The organism is Nocardioides sp. (assembly GCF_036374615.1).
Classification (GTDB): domain Bacteria; phylum Actinomycetota; class Actinomycetes; order Propionibacteriales; family Nocardioidaceae; genus Nocardioides.
The window spans coordinates 19,230-36,039 of sequence record NZ_DASUTK010000151.1 but is presented as its reverse complement, the minus strand read 5'-3'; the positions used below and the strand labels follow the sequence as shown (position 1 = coordinate 36,039).

At 72.6% G+C, this 16,810-nt stretch carries 19 protein-coding genes; 12 read left to right on the top strand and 7 right to left on the bottom strand.

From position 1 onward, the window contains the following. The 3 genes from VFZ39_RS11875 to VFZ39_RS11865 form a co-directional block, all read right to left on the bottom strand. Nucleotides 1-590 (bottom strand): hypothetical protein (locus VFZ39_RS11875; RefSeq protein ID WP_330865965.1); only part of this gene is annotated, 590 nt, incomplete at its 3' end. Further along, nucleotides 580-1,077: an RNA polymerase sigma factor gene (locus tag VFZ39_RS11870; protein WP_330865964.1), complete on the bottom strand. Its 498-nt coding sequence runs from the start codon at nucleotides 1,075-1,077 to the stop codon at nucleotides 580-582. The genes VFZ39_RS11870 and VFZ39_RS11875, both read right to left, overlap by 11 nt. Nucleotides 1,078-1,237: 160 nt before the next feature. Next, nucleotides 1,238-1,390, bottom strand: a complete 153-nt coding sequence (locus VFZ39_RS11865; RefSeq protein WP_330865963.1) for a hypothetical protein — start codon at nucleotides 1,388-1,390, stop codon at nucleotides 1,238-1,240. 94 nt (nucleotides 1,391-1,484) lie between these two features. On the opposite strand from VFZ39_RS11865, the gene VFZ39_RS11860 reads away from it, so the two are divergent. From VFZ39_RS11860 to VFZ39_RS11845, 4 genes are all read left to right on the top strand, one after another. Beyond that, nucleotides 1,485-2,441, top strand: a complete 957-nt coding sequence (locus VFZ39_RS11860) for a GlxA family transcriptional regulator (RefSeq protein WP_330865962.1) — start codon at nucleotides 1,485-1,487, stop codon at nucleotides 2,439-2,441. Between the two features lie 16 nt (nucleotides 2,442-2,457). Further along, on the top strand, nucleotides 2,458-3,051 hold the full coding sequence (coaE, locus tag VFZ39_RS11855) for a dephospho-CoA kinase (RefSeq protein ID WP_330865961.1): 594 nt from the start codon (nucleotides 2,458-2,460) through the stop codon (nucleotides 3,049-3,051). Between the two features lie 160 nt (nucleotides 3,052-3,211). Then, on the top strand, nucleotides 3,212-4,483 hold the full coding sequence (locus tag VFZ39_RS11850) for a glycoside hydrolase family 3 N-terminal domain-containing protein (RefSeq protein ID WP_330865967.1): 1,272 nt from the start codon (nucleotides 3,212-3,214) through the stop codon (nucleotides 4,481-4,483). A gap of 130 nt (nucleotides 4,484-4,613) precedes the next feature. Further along, nucleotides 4,614-6,791 carry an MMPL family transporter gene (locus tag VFZ39_RS11845; RefSeq protein WP_330865960.1) on the top strand — a complete coding sequence of 726 codons (2,178 nt, stop codon included), beginning with the start codon at nucleotides 4,614-4,616 and terminating at the stop codon, nucleotides 6,789-6,791. Between the two features lie 8 nt (nucleotides 6,792-6,799). Here VFZ39_RS11845 and VFZ39_RS11840 read toward each other — a convergent pair whose 3' ends face one another. Beyond that, nucleotides 6,800-7,660, bottom strand: coding sequence for a class I SAM-dependent methyltransferase (locus VFZ39_RS11840; protein WP_330865959.1), 861 nt, complete (start codon nucleotides 7,658-7,660; stop codon nucleotides 6,800-6,802). 89 nt (nucleotides 7,661-7,749) lie between these two features. On the opposite strand from VFZ39_RS11840, the gene VFZ39_RS11835 reads away from it, so the two are divergent. The 3 genes from VFZ39_RS11835 (at nucleotide 7,750) to VFZ39_RS11825 (ending at nucleotide 9,711) form a co-directional block, all read left to right on the top strand. Continuing rightward, nucleotides 7,750-8,463, top strand: coding sequence for a CDP-alcohol phosphatidyltransferase family protein (locus VFZ39_RS11835; RefSeq protein WP_330865958.1), 714 nt, complete (start codon nucleotides 7,750-7,752; stop codon nucleotides 8,461-8,463). Next, nucleotides 8,460-9,221 carry a class I SAM-dependent methyltransferase gene (locus tag VFZ39_RS11830; protein ID WP_330865957.1) on the top strand — a complete coding sequence of 254 codons (762 nt, stop codon included), beginning with the start codon at nucleotides 8,460-8,462 and terminating at the stop codon, nucleotides 9,219-9,221. Before VFZ39_RS11835 ends, VFZ39_RS11830 begins: the two co-directional genes overlap by 4 nt. A gap of 82 nt (nucleotides 9,222-9,303) precedes the next feature. Then, a complete protein-coding gene (locus VFZ39_RS11825; RefSeq protein WP_330865956.1) occupies nucleotides 9,304-9,711 on the top strand; it encodes a hypothetical protein in 408 nt (135 codons plus the stop codon). Nucleotides 9,712-9,777: 66 nt separating this feature from the next. Here VFZ39_RS11825 and VFZ39_RS11820 read toward each other — a convergent pair whose 3' ends face one another. Genes VFZ39_RS11820 through VFZ39_RS11810 form a run of 3 tightly spaced genes read right to left on the bottom strand, consistent with a single transcriptional unit; the run spans nucleotide 9,778 to nucleotide 12,656 of the window. Then, on the bottom strand, nucleotides 9,778-10,473 hold the full coding sequence (locus tag VFZ39_RS11820; RefSeq protein WP_330865955.1) for an anti-sigma factor family protein: 696 nt from the start codon (nucleotides 10,471-10,473) through the stop codon (nucleotides 9,778-9,780). Further along, nucleotides 10,470-10,979 (bottom strand): sigma-70 family RNA polymerase sigma factor, encoded by a 510-nt coding sequence (locus tag VFZ39_RS11815; RefSeq protein ID WP_330865954.1) that lies wholly within the window; start codon nucleotides 10,977-10,979, stop codon nucleotides 10,470-10,472. The genes VFZ39_RS11820 and VFZ39_RS11815 overlap by 4 nt, the downstream gene beginning before the upstream one ends. 42 nt (nucleotides 10,980-11,021) lie before the next feature. Next, complete coding sequence (locus VFZ39_RS11810) at nucleotides 11,022-12,656, bottom strand: sulfatase-like hydrolase/transferase (protein ID WP_330865953.1); 1,635 nt, start codon at nucleotides 12,654-12,656, stop codon at nucleotides 11,022-11,024. Nucleotides 12,657-12,809: 153 nt separating this feature from the next. Here VFZ39_RS11810 and VFZ39_RS11805 point away from each other — a divergent pair, with 153 nt between their 5' ends. The 5 genes from VFZ39_RS11805 to VFZ39_RS11785 are packed head-to-tail and all read left to right on the top strand — an operon-like array spanning nucleotide 12,810 to nucleotide 16,800. After that, nucleotides 12,810-13,808 carry a zinc-binding alcohol dehydrogenase gene (locus VFZ39_RS11805; protein WP_330865952.1) on the top strand — a complete coding sequence of 333 codons (999 nt, stop codon included), beginning with the start codon at nucleotides 12,810-12,812 and terminating at the stop codon, nucleotides 13,806-13,808. Next, nucleotides 13,805-14,188, top strand: a complete 384-nt coding sequence (locus VFZ39_RS11800; protein WP_330865951.1) for a 6-carboxytetrahydropterin synthase — start codon at nucleotides 13,805-13,807, stop codon at nucleotides 14,186-14,188. The genes VFZ39_RS11805 and VFZ39_RS11800 overlap by 4 nt, the downstream gene beginning before the upstream one ends. Nucleotides 14,189-14,208: 20 nt before the next feature. Continuing rightward, the gene (locus VFZ39_RS11795; protein WP_330865966.1) at nucleotides 14,209-15,228 is read left to right on the top strand and encodes a glycosyltransferase family 4 protein; all 1,020 of its coding nucleotides are present in this window, start codon (nucleotides 14,209-14,211) and stop codon (nucleotides 15,226-15,228) included. Then, nucleotides 15,225-16,118: a lysylphosphatidylglycerol synthase domain-containing protein gene (locus tag VFZ39_RS11790; RefSeq protein ID WP_330865950.1), complete on the top strand. Its 894-nt coding sequence runs from the start codon at nucleotides 15,225-15,227 to the stop codon at nucleotides 16,116-16,118. The genes VFZ39_RS11795 and VFZ39_RS11790 overlap by 4 nt, the downstream gene beginning before the upstream one ends. Beyond that, nucleotides 16,111-16,800: a RibD family protein gene (locus VFZ39_RS11785; protein WP_330865949.1), complete on the top strand. Its 690-nt coding sequence runs from the start codon at nucleotides 16,111-16,113 to the stop codon at nucleotides 16,798-16,800. Before VFZ39_RS11790 ends, VFZ39_RS11785 begins: the two co-directional genes overlap by 8 nt. The last annotated feature ends 10 nt before the right edge of the window (nucleotides 16,801-16,810 follow it).

Sequence of the window (16,810 nt, the reverse complement as noted above, 5' to 3'; positions counted from 1 at the left end):
ACCTCGAGGTAGAGCCCACGGTGGCCGTCGAGCTCGGTGGGGATCGGTGTGGTGCTCGGGCCGTGCTGGCGGACCAGGGCGCGGGCGAGGGCTTCGACGGTGGGTCCGACAGCGGTGGCGGTGTCGATCCGGCACGGGCTGTTGAGCACGCGGTCCACGCGCCAGACCTGCATCACGCCGTACTGGTCTGCCTCGGACGAGGCGTCGCTGCCCGCGTCGATGATCCAGCCGCCGTTGCTGAAGTAGCCCTCGGGGACGTCGACGATCGCCCGCGGCAGGACTTCGGCGTCGTTCGCCCCCCACACCGCTAACGCGTAAACGCCGGGTTCGAGTGCGCCTGTGACGCCGACGAGGTCGCTCGGCGCCGGAACGGGCACGACCGGCACGGCGTCGTCGCCGATCCGGGGCACGTCGACCGCCCAGGCGGTCACGGCGACCGCGGCAGCCGCGGCCACCGCCAGCACGCCACGCTGCACCAGCCGACGGTGGCGGACGCGACCGTACGTCGTGGCGAGCTCGTGCTCAACGTCCGGCAGCAGGTGGTCGGTGTTGTCGGCCAGCCCGGTCCGGAGCCGCTCGTCAATCGACATCGCCGGCCACCTCCACATTCTCGGAGAGCATCGTCGCGAGTCGCGTGCGCGCCCTGAACAGGTGCTGCTTGACGGTCGACGTCGAGACGCCGAGGTGACGTGCGACGTCGTCGACCTTGAGGTCGTCGAGGTAGTGCAGGGCGACGGCGGCCCGCTGCTGCGGCGCCAGGGACGCCACAGCCCGGGCCAGGTCGACGTCCGGGATCTCGTCCCACGTCGCCTGATCCTCGTCGGGAGGTGGTGCCGTCCTCAGCCGGGTGCGCTGGGCAGACCGGACCGCGGCGCGGACGGCGACCCGGCGGACCCAGGCCTCGGGGTGCTCGATCGCCGCGACACCGCGCCACCGCTCGTACAGGCGCAGGAACGCGTCCTGGGTCACCTCCTCTGCCCGACCGCGATCGTGCAGGACCAGGTACGTCGTCCGAAGCACCGAGCGGTACGTCGAGCGGAAGATCCACTCGAACTCGACCCGCTCCGCCTCACGCACCTGCAGCCTCCTGGACTCTTCGTACACCTTTCACTCGTTACAGGGCAGCGTGCCGGCACTTCGGTTCACACCGACGGCGAGCTTTCTTGCCGGGACGCGCGAAGGCCCGGTTCCCCTCAGGGGACCGGGCCTTGGCGTCTCAGGTCGGTGGCGGACGCGCTCACCGATATGCGGGGCCGACGAACTGTGGGTCGACGGCGTGGGAGGGCGGCGGGGGCGTGGCGCCCCGGTCGTCGTGTCGAGTCACGAGGAGGGTCTCGGCGGCTACGGCGGCGACCGCGAGAACCAGCAGGATGATCAGTACCGTTGTCATGGCAGTAATTCTGCCTCCGGTTGATTTCTGCCACGAGTGGCAGAAATGACAGTCTGCATTGATTTTCTGCCAAGTCTGGTGCAGAGTGTGCTGCGTGAAGAAAGTTGCGGTCCTGGTGCAAGACGGCGTGGAGCCGTTCGGTCTCGGAGCGATGTGCGAGGTGTGGGCCGAGCCCTACCACCCGGAGGACGACAACCCGGTGTTCGACTTCGTCGTCGCCACGCCTCGTCCCGGCCGGGTCAGGGGGCCGTCCGGCTACGACCTGAACGTCGAGCACGGGCTCGACGCGGCAGCGGACGCCGACCTGCTGTGCGTGACGCCCAAGCGCGGCTACCTGGACCCGTCGCCCGAGGTGGTGGAGCTGCTGCAGCACGCGCACGCCCGGGGTGCCCACGTGTTCGCCCACTGCACAGCCGCGTTCATCCTCGGCGAGGCCGGACTGCTCGACGGCCGACGCTGCACGACCCACTGGCGCCACGTCGACGACCTCAAGAACCTCTACCCGGAGGCGCTGGTCGACGGTGACGTGCTCTACGTCCAGGACGGCACGATCGTCACCGGAGCCGGCTCCGCGGCCGGGCTCGACGCCGCTCTGCACCTGATGCGCCAGCAGTTCGGGTCGAAGGCCGCCGCGGCCGCGGCACGCCGGATGGTCGTGCCGCCCCACCGGGACGGGGGTCAGGCGCAGTACATCGCCCGCCCGGTCACCGACTGCAGCGCGGAGACGCTCGGGCCACTGCTCACCTGGATCACCGCGAACCTGTCGGAGGACCTCAGCGTGGAGGAGCTCGCCCGGCGCAACCACATGTCCCCGCGCACGTTCGCCCGCAGGTTCCGTGACGAGACCGGCACCACGCCGCACGCCTGGGTCACCCAGCAGCGGCTGCAGGCGGCCGAGGAGATGCTGGAGCGCACCGATCACTCCGTCGACTGGATCGCCACCGAGGTCGGGTTCGGCAACGGTGCCGCGCTGCGTCACCACTTCACCCGGGCGCGGGGTGTCTCGCCGCAGCAGTACCGCCGCACCTTTGCCGCGAAGGAGAGTGCCTGACGCTACTGTCCTGCGCATGCGCGTGGGACTCACGGGAGGCGTCGCCTCGGGCAAGAGCACCGTCTCCGCGATCCTGGCCGAGCTCGGGGCCGTCGTCATCGACGCCGACGTGCTGGCGCGCGAGGCCGTCGCCCCGGGCACCGACGGGCTCGCCGACGTCGTGGCTGCTTTCGGCGAGGACGTGCTCGCTGCGGACGGCAGCCTCGACCGGCTGGCCTTGGGAACGATCGTCTTCGGAGACGAGGACAAGCGCCGGGGGCTGGAGGCCATCATCCACCCGCGGGTGCGGGCCCGAGCGGCCGAGATCGAGGCGGAGGCGCCGCCGGGTGCGGTCATCGTGCACGACATCCCGCTGCTCACCGAGACGGGGCAGGCGGGCACCTTCGACGCGGTGCTCGTGGTGGACGTGCCGGTCGAGACGCAGCTGGCCCGGATGGTCGATCTGCGAGGGATGACCCGGGCTGACGCCGAGGCGCGGCTCGCCGCCCAGGCCACCCGTGAGGATCGGCTCGCGATCGCGACGTACGTCGTCGACAACACCGGCACGCTCGAGGAGCTGCGGGCTCGTGTCGCTGAGGTGTATGAAAAGCTGGTGGGCCACGGCGGCTAGCGCGGCAAGGTCTATCCGTACAAGCAGCAAGGTCAGGGGTGCTCACGCGCGTTTGCTTGACGTCAAGCAAACGCGCGAAGGGCCGTTCTGCATTCGTGTGGACGCGCAGCACGATTCTGAACCGACCCAGCCCGCGGGCTACGGTGCCCCGGTGCCACTCATGCGACCCCTCGCCGCGCTGCTGTGCGCCTGGCTGGTGACCGCGTGCGGGGCCGATCCGCCCGCGTCGCCCCGTGACGAGGACCGCCCGAGCGCGGGGCGCTCGGCGGGCTCGACCTCCACGACGGCCCCGGACACGCCGACCTCGTGGGGCCCGACCGAGGGCGAGCTGCAGCGGGCCGCCGAGGAGGTCGCGCAGTGGGGGCCGGAGCGGCTCGCCGGGCAGGTGATCGTCGGGCGATACCACGGGAGCAACCCCGAGGTTGCCGCAGCGCTGGTGCGCGACCTGCACCTGGCGGGCCTGAGCGTCACCAGCGAGAACGTCGTGGACACCGACCAGGTGACGGCCACGACCGAGGCGATCCAGCGGGCGCACGCGGCCGACGGCCGGGACTGGCCGGCGGTGATCGGGGTGGACCAGGAGGGCGGGGTCGTCGCCCACCTGCGCGGCATCGCCACCGACTTCCCGGCGTTCTCAGCCGCGGGAGCCGCGGTGGCTGACGAGGGCGGCGCGGGGGAGCGGCTGGTTGCCGACGCCGCCCGGACGACCGGCCTCGAGCTGCGCGGTCTGGGGTTCACATGGGTCTTCGCACCCGTCGCGGACGTCACGATCGGCGAGGCAGACCCGACGATCGGCACCCGCTCGCCGTCGACCGACCCCGACCTCGCCGCCCGGGCGGTCGCCGCCGCAGTCAGCGGGTACGACGAAGCCGGGATCGTGTCGACGACCAAGCACTTCCCGGGTCACGGCAGCGTCACCGCGGACAGCCACGAGGTGCTGCCCCTGCTGCGCGCGCCGCTCGCGGAGCTGCGGGTACGTGACCTGCCGCCGTTCGCGGCCGCGGTCGAGGCCCGGGCGCCGGCGATGATGATGGGGCACCTCGACGTGACCGCGCTCGCGCCGGGAGTCCCGTCGAGCCAGGCGCCAGCGGTCTACGAGTTCCTGCGCGGCGACCTCGGCTTCGAGGGGGTCACGATCACCGACTCGCTCGGCATGGGGGCCGCCCTCTCCCAGCGCTACCCGGCGGTGCGGGCGCTCCAGGCGGGCGCCGACCTGCTCCTGATGCCGGTCGACCCGAGCGAGACGCACCGGCTCGTGGTGGACGCGATCCGCGCCGGCGAGGTTCCGCGGGAGCGGATCGAGGAGGCAGCGGCCCGGGTCGTGGCGCTCCAGCTGTGGCAGCAGCGGGTCGCGGCGGACGTACCGGTCCCGGAGGACGCGGCCGCGCGGGCCCAGCAGGCAGCGGCCGCGCTCGCTGCGGCCGGTAGCTGACCACCCGCTGACGTCGTCCGGCGGTGGTCTGAAAACCTGCCGACGCGACCGATGAGTCTCGCGGCGCCCGCAGGTCTGATCGGGGAAAACCCTGATGCCACCTGTCCCCACCTTGTGATGGAGTTCTCCCATGCATCGTCAGATCGCCGGAAAGCTGACCGGCCCCATCAGCAAATGGATCGTCTTCGTCGGTGTCCTCGTCATCACCGGTCTGATGAGCGGGCTCAACGCCAAGCTGATCGACGTCCAGAACAACGAGGCGTCGTCGTGGCTGCCCAGCTCCGCCGAGTCCACGCGGGTGGTCGAGGAGCTCTCGGGCACCGTCGATCCCAACGACATCCCGACCTTGATCGTCTATCACCGCAGCTCAGGGCTGACCGACGACGACCTCGCGGCCATGGACGAGCACGCGCAGCAGATCGCCGAGATCGACGGCGTCACCGACGAGGGAGTCATCTCCCCGAACGCTGCGGCCGCCCTCGAGGCGCAGGGTCAACAGGTGCCGCCGCTCGTCTCGGAGGACGGCCAGGTCGCCTACCTCGCGCTCACGTTCAACTTCGGTGAGAACGGCTGGAACGACATCCCGGCCGCTGCCGACGAGATCCGCGACATCGCACAGATCGACGGCGGCACAGTGCACCTGGCCGGCTTCGGCGGTCAGGCGGCCGACGCCGCCGAGGCGTTCGAGGGCATCGACACCAACCTGATCATGATCACGCTCTGCGTGGTGATCGTGATCCTTCTGTTCACCTATCGGAGCCCGATCCTCTGGCTCCTGCCGATCATCTCGGCCGTCGTCGCCTACACGATCTCGGGTGGCGTGGTCTACCTGCTGGCCAGGTACGCCGACCTCACCGTCAACGGGCAGAGTCAGGCGATCCTCGGCATCCTGGTGATCGGGGCGGGCACCGACTACGCCCTCCTCCTCGTGGCGAGGTATCGCGAGGAGCTACGCCGTCACGCCGACCGGCACGAGGCGATGGCGTTCGCCCTCCACCGGGCCGCCCCGGCGATCCTCGCCAGCGCGGCGACCGTCGTCGTCGGCATGCTGTGCCTGAGCTTCGCCGAGCTCAACTCGACGGCTGGGCTCGGACCGGTCCTCGCCGTCGGAGTCTCCGTCACGTTCCTGGTGATGGTGACCCTGCTCCCGGCCATGCTCGTGATCTGCGGCCGGTGGGTCTTCTGGCCGAAGCGGCCCACGTTCGGCTCGCCGGAGCCGACCAGCTCGGGCTTCTGGGCGCGGGTCGGCAAGCGGATCGCGCCGCGTCCCCGTCTGGTGTGGTCGGTGACGGCCTGTCTGCTGCTGATCGCGTGCCTCGGTCTGTTCAAGCTCGACCCGTCCGGGCTCCCGACCGAGGAGTCCTACACGAAGGAGTTCGACTCGATCCAGGGCCAGTCCCTGCTGGTCGACCACGGTCTCAACGACACCTCCAACACGGTGCAGGTGGTCGCCAACACCGATCAGGTCACCGCCGTGCAGGGCGCGATGGTCGACATCGACGGGTTGGGCGAGCCCACGCCCGCGCAGGAGATCGGCGACGGTCGCTCCTTCTTCGAGGCGACCATCGGCGCAGACATCTCCTCCCCGACCGCGTTCGGCATCGTCGAGGCGACCCGCGACGCCGTCCACGGCGTCGACGGCGCTGATGCCCTGGTCGGCGGTGGGTCGGCCTTCTACCTCGACACCAAGGCGGCGTCCGAGCGCGACAACAAGGTCATCATCCCGATCGTGCTGGTCGTGGTGTTCTTGATCCTGATCCTGCTGTTGCGGGCGCTGGCGGCGCCGTTGATCCTGATGGCCACAGTGGTGCTGTCGTTCGGGGCAGCGCTCGGCATCTCGACGCTCTTGTTCACCGAGGTGTTCACCCGCGCGCCGTTCTTCGAGGTCAACGAGGGGTTCGCGCACACCGATCCAGGGTTCCCCCTGTTCACGTTCGTGTTCCTCGTCGCGCTCGGCATCGACTACAACATCTTCTTGATGACTCGGGTGCGCGAGGAGACGGCGACCCGGGGCACGAGAGAGGGGTCGCTGGTGGCCCTTGCCTCGACCGGCGGTGTCATCACCTGCGCCGGTCTGGTGCTGGCGGCTACCTTCCTGGTGCTGGGCTCGCTGCCGTTGGTGTTCCTGGCACAGCTCGGGGTGGCGGTCGCACTGGGCGTGCTGCTCGACACCCTGATCGTCCGTTCCGTGCTGGTCACCGCGATCAACCTCGACCTGGGCGGCAAGATCTGGTGGCCGAGCAAGCTCGACAGGGGAGCGCCGCGGAAGGAGGCGCCCGCACCCGAGGAGGAGTGGGCCCCGGCCTGACCCGGGGCCTACCCGGTCTGCGACGCCCGCTGAGCCGTGACCGTACGGCGCGGCAGGGCGAGCAGGTCGGCGTGGTGCACGGTCACGAAGAGCGTGCCGGCGGCTGCCTGCGCCAGCCGCCGGCGGGCGTAGGGCTCGGCGACCGGCGCGAGCTCGGGTCGCTGCTCGACGGCCGGTCCCACCCAGCCGGAGAGCCACGCCGCGGTGAGCGCCCGTCGGCGCGGCCCGAGCCGCCACAGGCTCGGCCGCACCGTGACGTCGAACCCCGCCGCCTCGAGGTGCGCGACGGCGGCACCCGACGCGACCGGACCGAGCAGCGCCCCACCGGCGGTGGTGCGGCGCTGGTGGGCGTTGAACGCGGCCATCACGTCCCCGTCGAGCTCGTCCGCCGGCTGCAGCTCGACGCGGCCCACCACGGACAGCGTGAAAAGCAGCGGACAGCCTGCCTCGGTACAGCCGGCGACCAGCCGTTCGAGCTCAGCTGCCGTCAGCATGTCGAGCAGCGCGGACGCGGTCAGCAGGTCTGCCCCCGCCAGCGCCCCCGGACCGAGCCGCGTGATGTCGTGCCCACGGGTCTCGATCCGGACCTCGGTCCCGTCCGCGGCGCGCGGCGGCGGGTACGTCGCCGCCCGGTCGAGCAGGTCGCGGTCCCGGTCGTGCAGCACCCACTGCTGCGGACCCGGCAGCCGCGGCGCGAGCCAGCGAGCCATCGAGCCGGTGCCCGATCCGAGGTCGTGGACCACCAGACCCTGTCGGGCCGGCAGGACGGCCCGCAGCGGGTCGAGGAGCTCCTCGGCCCGGGCATCGGCGTCTGCGGGCTCGCGGAGGGCGAGCCAGTCGCCGTCGGCGCGGACCACGTCGGACGCCATCCCACCTCCCTCACGTGAACCGAACGCTAACGACGCCCGTTGCCTCTCACAACGGCGGCGCAGCGGGCCGCCGGACGGAGGTGGCTGCGGTGGTGCCGGTCGGTCGGGCGCTCGTGGGTGCACTGGTCGCGCTGGCCGGCGCGCTGGTGGCGCTGACTGCCGGCCCCGGTCTGCACCCCGTGTCGTGGTGTGTCGGCGTGGGCGCCGGTGCGCTGGTCGTGCTGGCGGTCGCCAGGGCGGGCAGCCACGAGGGGCATCTGACGCCGGCGGACCTGGTGACGCTGACCCGCGTGATGCTCGCCTGCGCGGTCGCCGCGCTGGTGGTGGAGTCGTGGCTGGGTCGCCCCGCGACCCTCCCGCTCGTCGCGTTGGCGACGATCGCGCTGGTTCTGGACGCGGTCGACGGCCGCGTCGCCCGAGCGACCCGGCGCACCACCGGGTTCGGGGCCCGCTTCGACGGGGAGGCCGACGCGTTCCTGCTGCTGGTGGTCAGCGCCCACGTCGCCGTGACGCACGGTGCCTGGGTCCTGGCCATCGGTCTCGCCCGGTACGTCTTCTGGGCTGCCGGGTCGATCTGGCCGTGGTTGAGACACCCGCTCCCGCGCCGCGACTGGCGCAAGGTCGTGACTGCGGTCCAGGGGATCGTGCTGGTCGTCGCCGCGGCGGACGTGGCTCCGCGGGCCGTTGTCGTGACGGCCCTCGCGGGAGCCCTGGCCCTGCTGGCGGAGTCGTTCGGACGCGACGTCTGGTGGCTGGTCCGTCACCGGCACGGTGTGCGGCTCGTCGGAGTGTCCTCGCCGTGACGGCCACGGTCGACCGCGCGTCGTACACCGAGGCCCTCGAGCCGGCTCGGCTGGCGGCGTTCCCGTTGGGGGAGTACGTCGGTCAGGAGAGCTTCATGACGGCCAGTGAGATCCGGGCACTTGCCAGGCGGGCGGGCATCGGGCAGGACGACCGGGTGCTGGACCTGTGCTGCGGAGTGGCCGGTCCCGGCCGGTTGGTGACGCAGGAGACGCGATGTCGCTACCTCGGCGTCGACCACGACCCCGGGGCGGTCGCGGCGGCCCGACAGGCGGCGGGTGACCTTCCCTGCCGGTTCGAGGTACGACGCGTGCCATCGCTGCCCGACGACACGTTCGACGTGGTGATGCTCCTGGAGACACTGCTCGCGTTCCGCGACAAGCGACCGCTGCTGGCTGCGGTCGCGGAGCGGCTGCCGCGCGGAGGGCGGTTCGCGGTGACGGTCGAGGAGGGGGAGCCGCTGACAGCCCACGAGCGCGGGGCCATGCCGGCGGCGGACACGGTGTGGCCGGTTCCGCTGCCCGAGCTGGTCGACGAGCTCGAGCGGCAGGGTCTCTCGGTCGCCTCGGTCGAGGAGCACAGCGAAGCCCACCGCGCAACCGCGGCGGCACTCGCCGACTCCTTCGACGGCGACCGGGCAGCCATCGGTGCCAGGATCGGTCACCGCGACGTCGACGACCTCATCGCCTCACACCGGTTGTGGGTGGACTGGCTCGCTGCCGGGCGGGTCCGCAAGCTGTCGCTCGTCGCCGTCCGGTGAACCGTGGCCGGCCGGCGCCCGTTCTCCCGGGTGACATCGCCCCGCGACCGTCGCGGGAGCGATCCCGACGAAGGGAGAGGCCATGGGCACGCGAGTGCTGGCGGCGGTGGCGGTGCTCGTCTCGGCAGGAGTGCACCTCTACCTCTGGAACGACGGCTACAAGGACCTCGACAAGATCGGACCGGCCTTCCTGCTCAACGCGGTCGGCGGAGTGGTGATCGCGGTGCTCCTGCTGGCCTGGTCCCACTGGGTGCCGGCGTTCCTGGCGCTCGGGTTCGGGTTGTCCACGCTCGGCGCGTTCATCATCTCGACCACCGTCGGGCTCTTCGGCCTCCAGGAGTCGTGGGAGGGCTGGTACGTGTGGGTGGCGGCCGTCTCGGAGGTCGCGGCGATCGTGCTGGGCGCGATGCTGCTGCTCCGCAACAACCCGCTGCGTTCGAGTGGCCAGTCTCAGCAGCACGCGGGCGTCCGTCGGCCGGGTTCCCACTGAGGCGGGCACGGCTCGACGTGCCGGCCGGCCAGACCGACCCGCCACAGCGACCCGGCAGCGAGGGCCTCAGGTGCTCAGTCGCAGCACCACACGGCCGTCCGTCGTCCGAACCTCCACCGACGCCAGCTCGGCGGGCGTGCGGGCGGTCGCGGCCATGATCGTCATCTCCTTGCCGCCCACCGACCGCCAGCTGCCGACCTGCTCGGTCCGTCCGGACCGGGTGCGGACGAAGATCTCGTAGTCGGCCTCCGGCGGGAGCTCGTAGGACACCGCGTCCGGGTCGTAGGTGCAGGTGAGCCCGACCCGGGTGCCCCACGTGACCGCCTCCAGGCTGACGGTCGCGCGCACCGGGACCTCGCCGATCGGCTCCATCCGCAGCTCCGGGACCGGCTCCTCCGACGACTCGGCGCTCGGTGGCGGCGCGGGCTCGTCACCGAGCTGAGACAGCCCGATCGGCACGACGACCACGACCGCGGCCGCGGCGGCAGCCAGTCCCGCCGTCAGCAGCGTGCGCCGGCGCCGGCCGCGGCGTACCTCGTTCAGCAGTGCCGGCAGCAACGTCGCCGGTGGCTCCTCGACCAGCTGCTCCTCGAGCACCGCCGCATCGACGCGACCCAGCAGGCCCGGGAGTCCGGCGAGGGCCGCGACCGAGCGGGTGCACTCGGCGCAGCCGGCCAGGTGCTGCTTGAAGGCCAGCCGCTCGGCGGGGGAGAGCGCACCGAGCACGTAGGCGCCGTCGTCGTGGGCGAACTCGCAGGTCACACGCCCACCCCCAGCTCCTCCAGCGCCAGCCGCAGCGCTCGGAGCGCGTAGTGCGTGCGCGACTTCACGGTCCCCTCGGGGACTCCGAGGCGCCGGGCGGCCTCGGCCACCGGCCGGCCACGGTAGTAGCACTCCAGCAGCACGTCCCGGTGTTCGCGCGAGAGCTGGGTCAGCGCCTCGGCCACGACCCACGACAGCAACAGCTGGTCGCTCTCGTCGCTCACCCCGTCGTCGGGCAGCTCGGCGAGCGGCGTCTCCGGGTGGGCCCGGCTGCTGCGCCACTGGTCGATCACGATGTTGCGGGCGACGGTGAAGAGCCACGCGCGCACCGCCTGCGGAGGGCTGTCCAGGATGGTGCGGTGCCGCCAGGCGCGCAGCAGGGTCTCCTGCGCGACGTCCTCGGCCCGGCCCTGGTCGGTCGGCACCAGCCGTCGGCAGTAGCGCCACAGCGCGACCGCGTGGTCGTCGTGCAGCCGCTGCATCAGCAGGACGTCGGGATCGGACACGCTGCCTCCTCACCCTTCACACGAACCGGGGTCGGCGCGGGTTCACCGCGGTCCGGCGGCCGACCGGCCACCATTGTGGCCTCCGCCGGCGTACGCCGCGACGAACCGGTCCCGGAACGCGTCCATCCGCCACACCGGAGCGTCGGGGTCGGGCCGCAGCCCGTGGTCCCATCCCCACCTGGAGATCCGGTCCAGCACCGCGGGGTCGCGGGCGAGCACCGCGATCGGCACGTCGTGCCCGGCGTCGGGGCCGGTGACGATCGTGGCCGGCTGGTGGTCACCCAGCATGACCACGACCAGGTCGTCGTCGCCGTAGGTCGTCACGAACCTGACGAATGCCCGCAGCGAGTAGGTGATGGCGTCGAAGTACGCCTGGCGGACCCGGTCGCGGTCCGGCCAGATGTCGGCCTCGGAGGGGAGCGTCTGCGGCATCCCGTCGAAGACGGAACCGTCACCGACCGCCGCCTGGTCGATCAGGCGGGGCACCCGCGACCACGGGGCGTGGCTGGTGATCAGGTCGATCTCCGCCATCACCGGGCGTCGCGGCTGGGGCGCGAGCTCGAGTCGATGGAAGGCGTCGAGCGTGTACTGGTCGGGCATCGTCGGGTAGCCGAACCGAGGTCCCTGGTAGCCGACGTTGCGCGAGTCGTAGACCTGGTCGAAGTCGTAGAACTCGCTCTGCGGCCAGTCCCGGGTGTTGGCCGGGACGGAGGCCACCGTCCGCCAGCCGGCGCGGTCGAAGAGCCCGGTGAGCGTCAGCCGGGGACTCGTGACCAGCACGTCGTACCGTGGCTGGCTGTCGATCCAGAGGCCGGACTGGAGCGTGGCGTGCGCCAGCCAGCTCAGCGCCCCGAATGTGGGGGACGTGAGGAAGGCGCTACGGCTCTGGAAGCCGGCAGCCTCCAGCTCCCGGGTGCCCGCGTCGAGGGTCGCCCGGACGCCGGGTGAGTGCTCGCGGTCCTCGAGCGCCACCCGGCCGTAGCTCTCGACGAAGACGACCAGCACGTCCTTGCCGCGCAGTCCCGCGAAGAGGTCCTCGCCCGCCGCGGTGCGGAGCGGGTCGGAGCGCGACGCCGCCAGGAACTCGCGTCGGTCCGCCAGCTGTCCGGGGATACGCGTGATCTGTCCCGACACGTAGCCGGCCGTGTCGCGACTGGCGATCGGTCCTGCCGGGCCGCGTACGTCGAGCAGCGCCAGCACCAGCCACGCGGCGGTGAACGCCGCGACCGCCGGCAAGGCCAGGGCACGGTGACGGACGGCCGCCCGACTCACCCGCAGCACCGCGAGCGGGAGCAGCACGAGCAGCGCGAGCACGGCCAGGCCGGCGCCCACCACCAGAAGTGTTCCGAGACGTGGCCCGAAGGAGCCACGGACGGTCTCCACGAGAGACCCGGCGTAGCGCCAGTCGATCAGCGGGTCGAAAGGCCGGTTCAGCGCCTCGGCGAAGCCCACGTCGAGCAGCTTGAAGACAGCCGTCACACCGAGGACCACCCCCGCAGCCACGGCCACCGACCCGCGCAGCCAACCGGGGTGGGCCGGGAGCAGCAGCACCGCCCCGACCAGCAGCAGCGCTTCGATCGGCACCCGGAGGAACGCTCCGAACCTGAGCTCCTCCAGGCTGGCCGGCGCCACCAGCGCCGCGATCACCAGGGCTGCCGAGAGCACGGTCAGCAGCACGGAGCCGACCGCCTTCGCCCCATGTCGCTGCCGGGTGACGGATCCGGTTTGAACCGAGCGCACCACGACTCCGTTCACACGAGCGACGAGGGAACACAGGGAGGAACGGTCGAGGCGCCGCTCCGGTTCACCGGGGCAGGAATGGGTGGTCGGATGCAGCGGGAGGCTTGGGCGTTCTGGTTGCGGGAACCGGGGGAGGGCGAGATCCGGCCAGTCCGGCTCTCGTCCCCCGGCCCCGCGGACGTGCTCGTCCGAACGGTCTGCTCCGGCGTCAGCCGTGGCACCGAGTCCCTGGTCTTCTCGGGACGGGTCCCGGAGTCGCAGCGGTCGGCGATGCGGGCGCCGTTCCAGGAGGGGGACTTTCCGGCCCCGGTGAAGTACGGCTACCTCAACGTGGGGGTCGTGGAGGTCGGACCACCGACGCTGCTCGGCCGCACCGTCTTCTGCCTTCACCCGCACCAGACCGCGTACGTCGTCCCGGCCTCGGCGGTGACGGTGGTCCCGGACGACGTCCCCGCCCGTCGGGCGATTCTCACGGGCCTGGTCGAGACCGCGGTCAACGCGCTCTGGGACGCGGCGCCGTTGCTGGGAGACCGGATCGCGGTGGTCGGTGCAGGCGCTCTCGGGTGCTGTGTCGCGCGGCTGCTGGTCGCGATCCCCGGCGTCTCGGTCACACTCGTCGACATCGACCCGAGCCGGGCCGTGGTGGCAGCCGCCCTCGGCGCCGACTTCGCACTCCCGGACGTCGCTCCGCGCGACCTGGACCTCGTGCTGCACACCAGCGCCACGTCGCAGGGACTGCAGCGGTCGCTCGGCCTGCTCGCGCCGGAGGGCACGGTCATCGAGCTCAGCTGGTACGGCGACTCGCAGACGACCCTGGCGCTGGGAGGCGCCTTCCACTCCGGGCGGCTGACGATCCGCGGCAGCCAGGTGGGGGTGGTGGCCGCGACGCGTCGGGGACGACGGAGCACCGCCGACCGACTCCGCCTCGCGCTGGAGCTGCTGCGCGATCCGGCCTTCGACCAGCTGGTGACGGGTGGCTCCGCCTTCGCCGACCTGCCGACGGTGCTGCCACGACTGGTGAGCGGTGAGCTGCCGGCCCTGTGCCACTACGTGACTTACGAAGACGGAGGGCTGCCGTGTTCAGCGTGAGCGTGCGCGACCACATGATGGTGGCCCACAGCCTGCGCGGCGAGGTCTTCGGCCCGGCGCAGGCACTCCACGGCGCGACGTACCTCGTCGACGCCACGTTCCTCGGCAGCACCCTGGACGACCACGGGATCCTGCTGGACATCGGGCTCGCCGCCGGCGCGCTGCGGGCGGTGGTCGCCGATCTGGGCTACCGCAACCTCGACGACGACGACCGGTTCGCGGGCCGCAACACCACGACGGAGGTGCTGGCGCAGCACGTCGCGGACCGACTGGCCGAGCAGGTGGGACCGGCCGGGCTCGGCGGCGGCAGGGTGAGCCGGCTGACAGTCACCCTGCACGAGTCGCACGTAGCGCGGGCGAGCTACGAGAGGGCGGTCTGAGGATGGCCCCCGCGGTGACGATGGTCGTCCCGGACGCCGTCGGAGACCCCCGCCGCCCCAGCGGGGGCAACACCTATGACCGTCGGGTGCGCCAGGAGCTGGCGGCCGCCGGGTGGACGGTCGACCTGCAGCTGGTCCCTGGTGACTGGCCGCGGGCCGACCCGGAGTCACGTCTGCACCTGGCGGCCGTCCTGGCCGGGTCACCCGACGGGGCCCGCGTGCTGCTGGACGGGCTGGTGGCCCTCGCGGCTCCCGAGGAGGTGGTGCCGGCCAGTGACCGGCTCCGGACGGTGGTGCTCGTGCACATGCCGCTCGGCGACGAGCGCGAGACCGCCGTCCTCCGCTCGGCGACGGCGGTCGTCACCACCAGCCGGTGGACGCGCCGGTGGCTGCTGTCCCGCCACCGGCTCGACCCGTCCCGGGTGCACGTCGCCGCTCCAGGGGTGGATCCCGCGCCGGCTGCGGTCGGGACCCCGGAGGGCGGCGCGCTGCTGTGCGTCGGCGCGGTGGTGCCGGCAAAGGGGCAGGAGCTCCTCGTCAGGGCGCTCGGGGAGGTCGCGGACCTGCGCTGGCGGTGCGTGTGCGTGGGCTCCCAGGACCGCGACCCCGCGTACGTCGCGGGGCTGCGCGCGACCCTCCGGGCGGCCGGTCTCGGCGACCGGGTGGAGCTGACCGGCCCGCTCACCGGCGCGCGGCTGGCGGCGGCGTACGCGGCGGCCGACGTGCTGGTGCACCCCAGCCGGACCGAGACCTACGGGATGGTGCTCACCGAGGCGCTGGCCCGCGGGCTGCCGGTCCTCGCATGTGACGTGGGTGGCGTGTCGGAGGCGGTGGGGACCGCCCCCGACGGACGGCTGCCGGGCGTCCTGACACCGGCCGACGACCCGGTGGCGCTCGCCCGCTCGTTGCGCGGCTGGCTCACCGACGACCTGCTGCGCCGTCGGCTCCGGGCCGCCGCCCGCGGACGGCGGGTCGAGCTGGCCGGCTGGCCCGCCACCGGGCGTCAGGTGGCGCGGGTCCTCGAGGAGGTGGCCGCATGAGATGGGGGTGGGTGGCGGGGGCGGCGGTGCTCGGCGCTCTGGCGTGGTGGGTCGGCACCGAGCCGTTCGTCAGCGGGCTGCGGGCGCTCGACGCCGAGACCCTCGCGCTCGGTGCAGCGCTCGGCGTACCGGTGACGGTGGCCGCGGCGTGGCGCTGGCGACTCGTCGCACGCGGGCTGGGCGTCGAGCTGCCGCTGCGCCGGGCGACGGCCGCCTGCTACCGCGCCCAGCTCCTCAACTCGGTGCTCCCGGGCGGTGTGCTGGGCGACGTGCACCGTGCTCTGGACCACGGCCGCGGTATCGACGACGTGTCGCGCGGCCTGCGCTCGGTCGCTTGGGAACGGACGCTCGGTCAGCTCGTGCAGGGAGCGGTGGCGGTCCTGGTGCTGGTGGTGTTGCCCTCGCCGGTGCGGGCCTCGCTGCCGGGGCTCCTGACCGTCCTGGTCGTGGCCCTGGTGGTGCTGGGGGTCCTGGCCCACGGCTGGTCGACGCTGCGCACCGACCTCGCCGGACTGCGCGACCGCCGGGTCTGGCCGGGCGTGGTGGCGTCGTCGGTCGTGGTGGTGGCCGGACTGGTGACGACGTACGTCGTCGCGGCTCGGGCGGTCGGCGTGAGTGCGCCGCTGGCGAGCCTGGTGCCGCTGGCGATCCTGGTCCTGGTCGCCGCCGCCGTGCCCGCGAACCTGGCGGGGTGGGGGCCACGGGAGGGCATGGCGGCCTGGGCCTTCGCGGCCGCCGGGCTGGGGGCGGAGCAGGGACTCGCGACGAGTGTCGCGTTCGGTGTGATGGTGGTCGTCGCCGTGCTGCCGGGAGCGGTGGTGCTCCTCGTGGGCGCGTGGCGGCCCGCGGTCGCCTCGACGCAGGAGACGGAGGTGCGGAGCGGTGCTTGAGCGTCCGTACACGATCCTGAGCTGTGGGGTCTCGATCGACGGCTACCTCGACGCCGCGACCCCCGAGCGGCTGATGCTGTCGAACGAGGACGACCTGCGACGCGTCGACGCCGTCCGGGCCGAGGCGGACGCCATCTTGGTCGGGGCGGAGACCGTCCGGCACGACAACCCTCGGCTGCTCGTCCGCGACGAGCAGCTGCGCGAGTGCCGGCGGGCCCGGGGGCTCTCCGAGCAGCCCATGAAGATCACCGTGACGCGTGGCGGCCGGCTCGACCCGGCCGCCCACTTCTTCACGACCGGCGACTGCGAGAAGGTCGTCTACTGCCACAACGGAGCCGTCGCGGAGGCGCGGGCCCGCCTGGGCGCCGTCGCGGCGGTCGTCGACGCGGGTGACGGAGTGGAGATGTTCGACCTGGCCCACGACCTCTGGCGGCGCGGCGTACGTCGCCTGATGGTCGAGGGCGGCGGACAGATCCATACCCAGTTCCTGACCGCGGGGCTGGCCGACGAGCTGCACCTCGTCGTCGCCCCGTTCTTCGTCGGAGACCCACGAGCGCACCGCTTCGTGGGGGCGGGCGCGTTCCCGTGGCACGCGGGCCACCGGGCGCGGCTCGCCGAGACCCGCCAGATGGGTGACGTGGTGCTGCTGCGCTACGCGTTCACCGGAGCCGAGGCGTCGTGAAGGAGAGAGC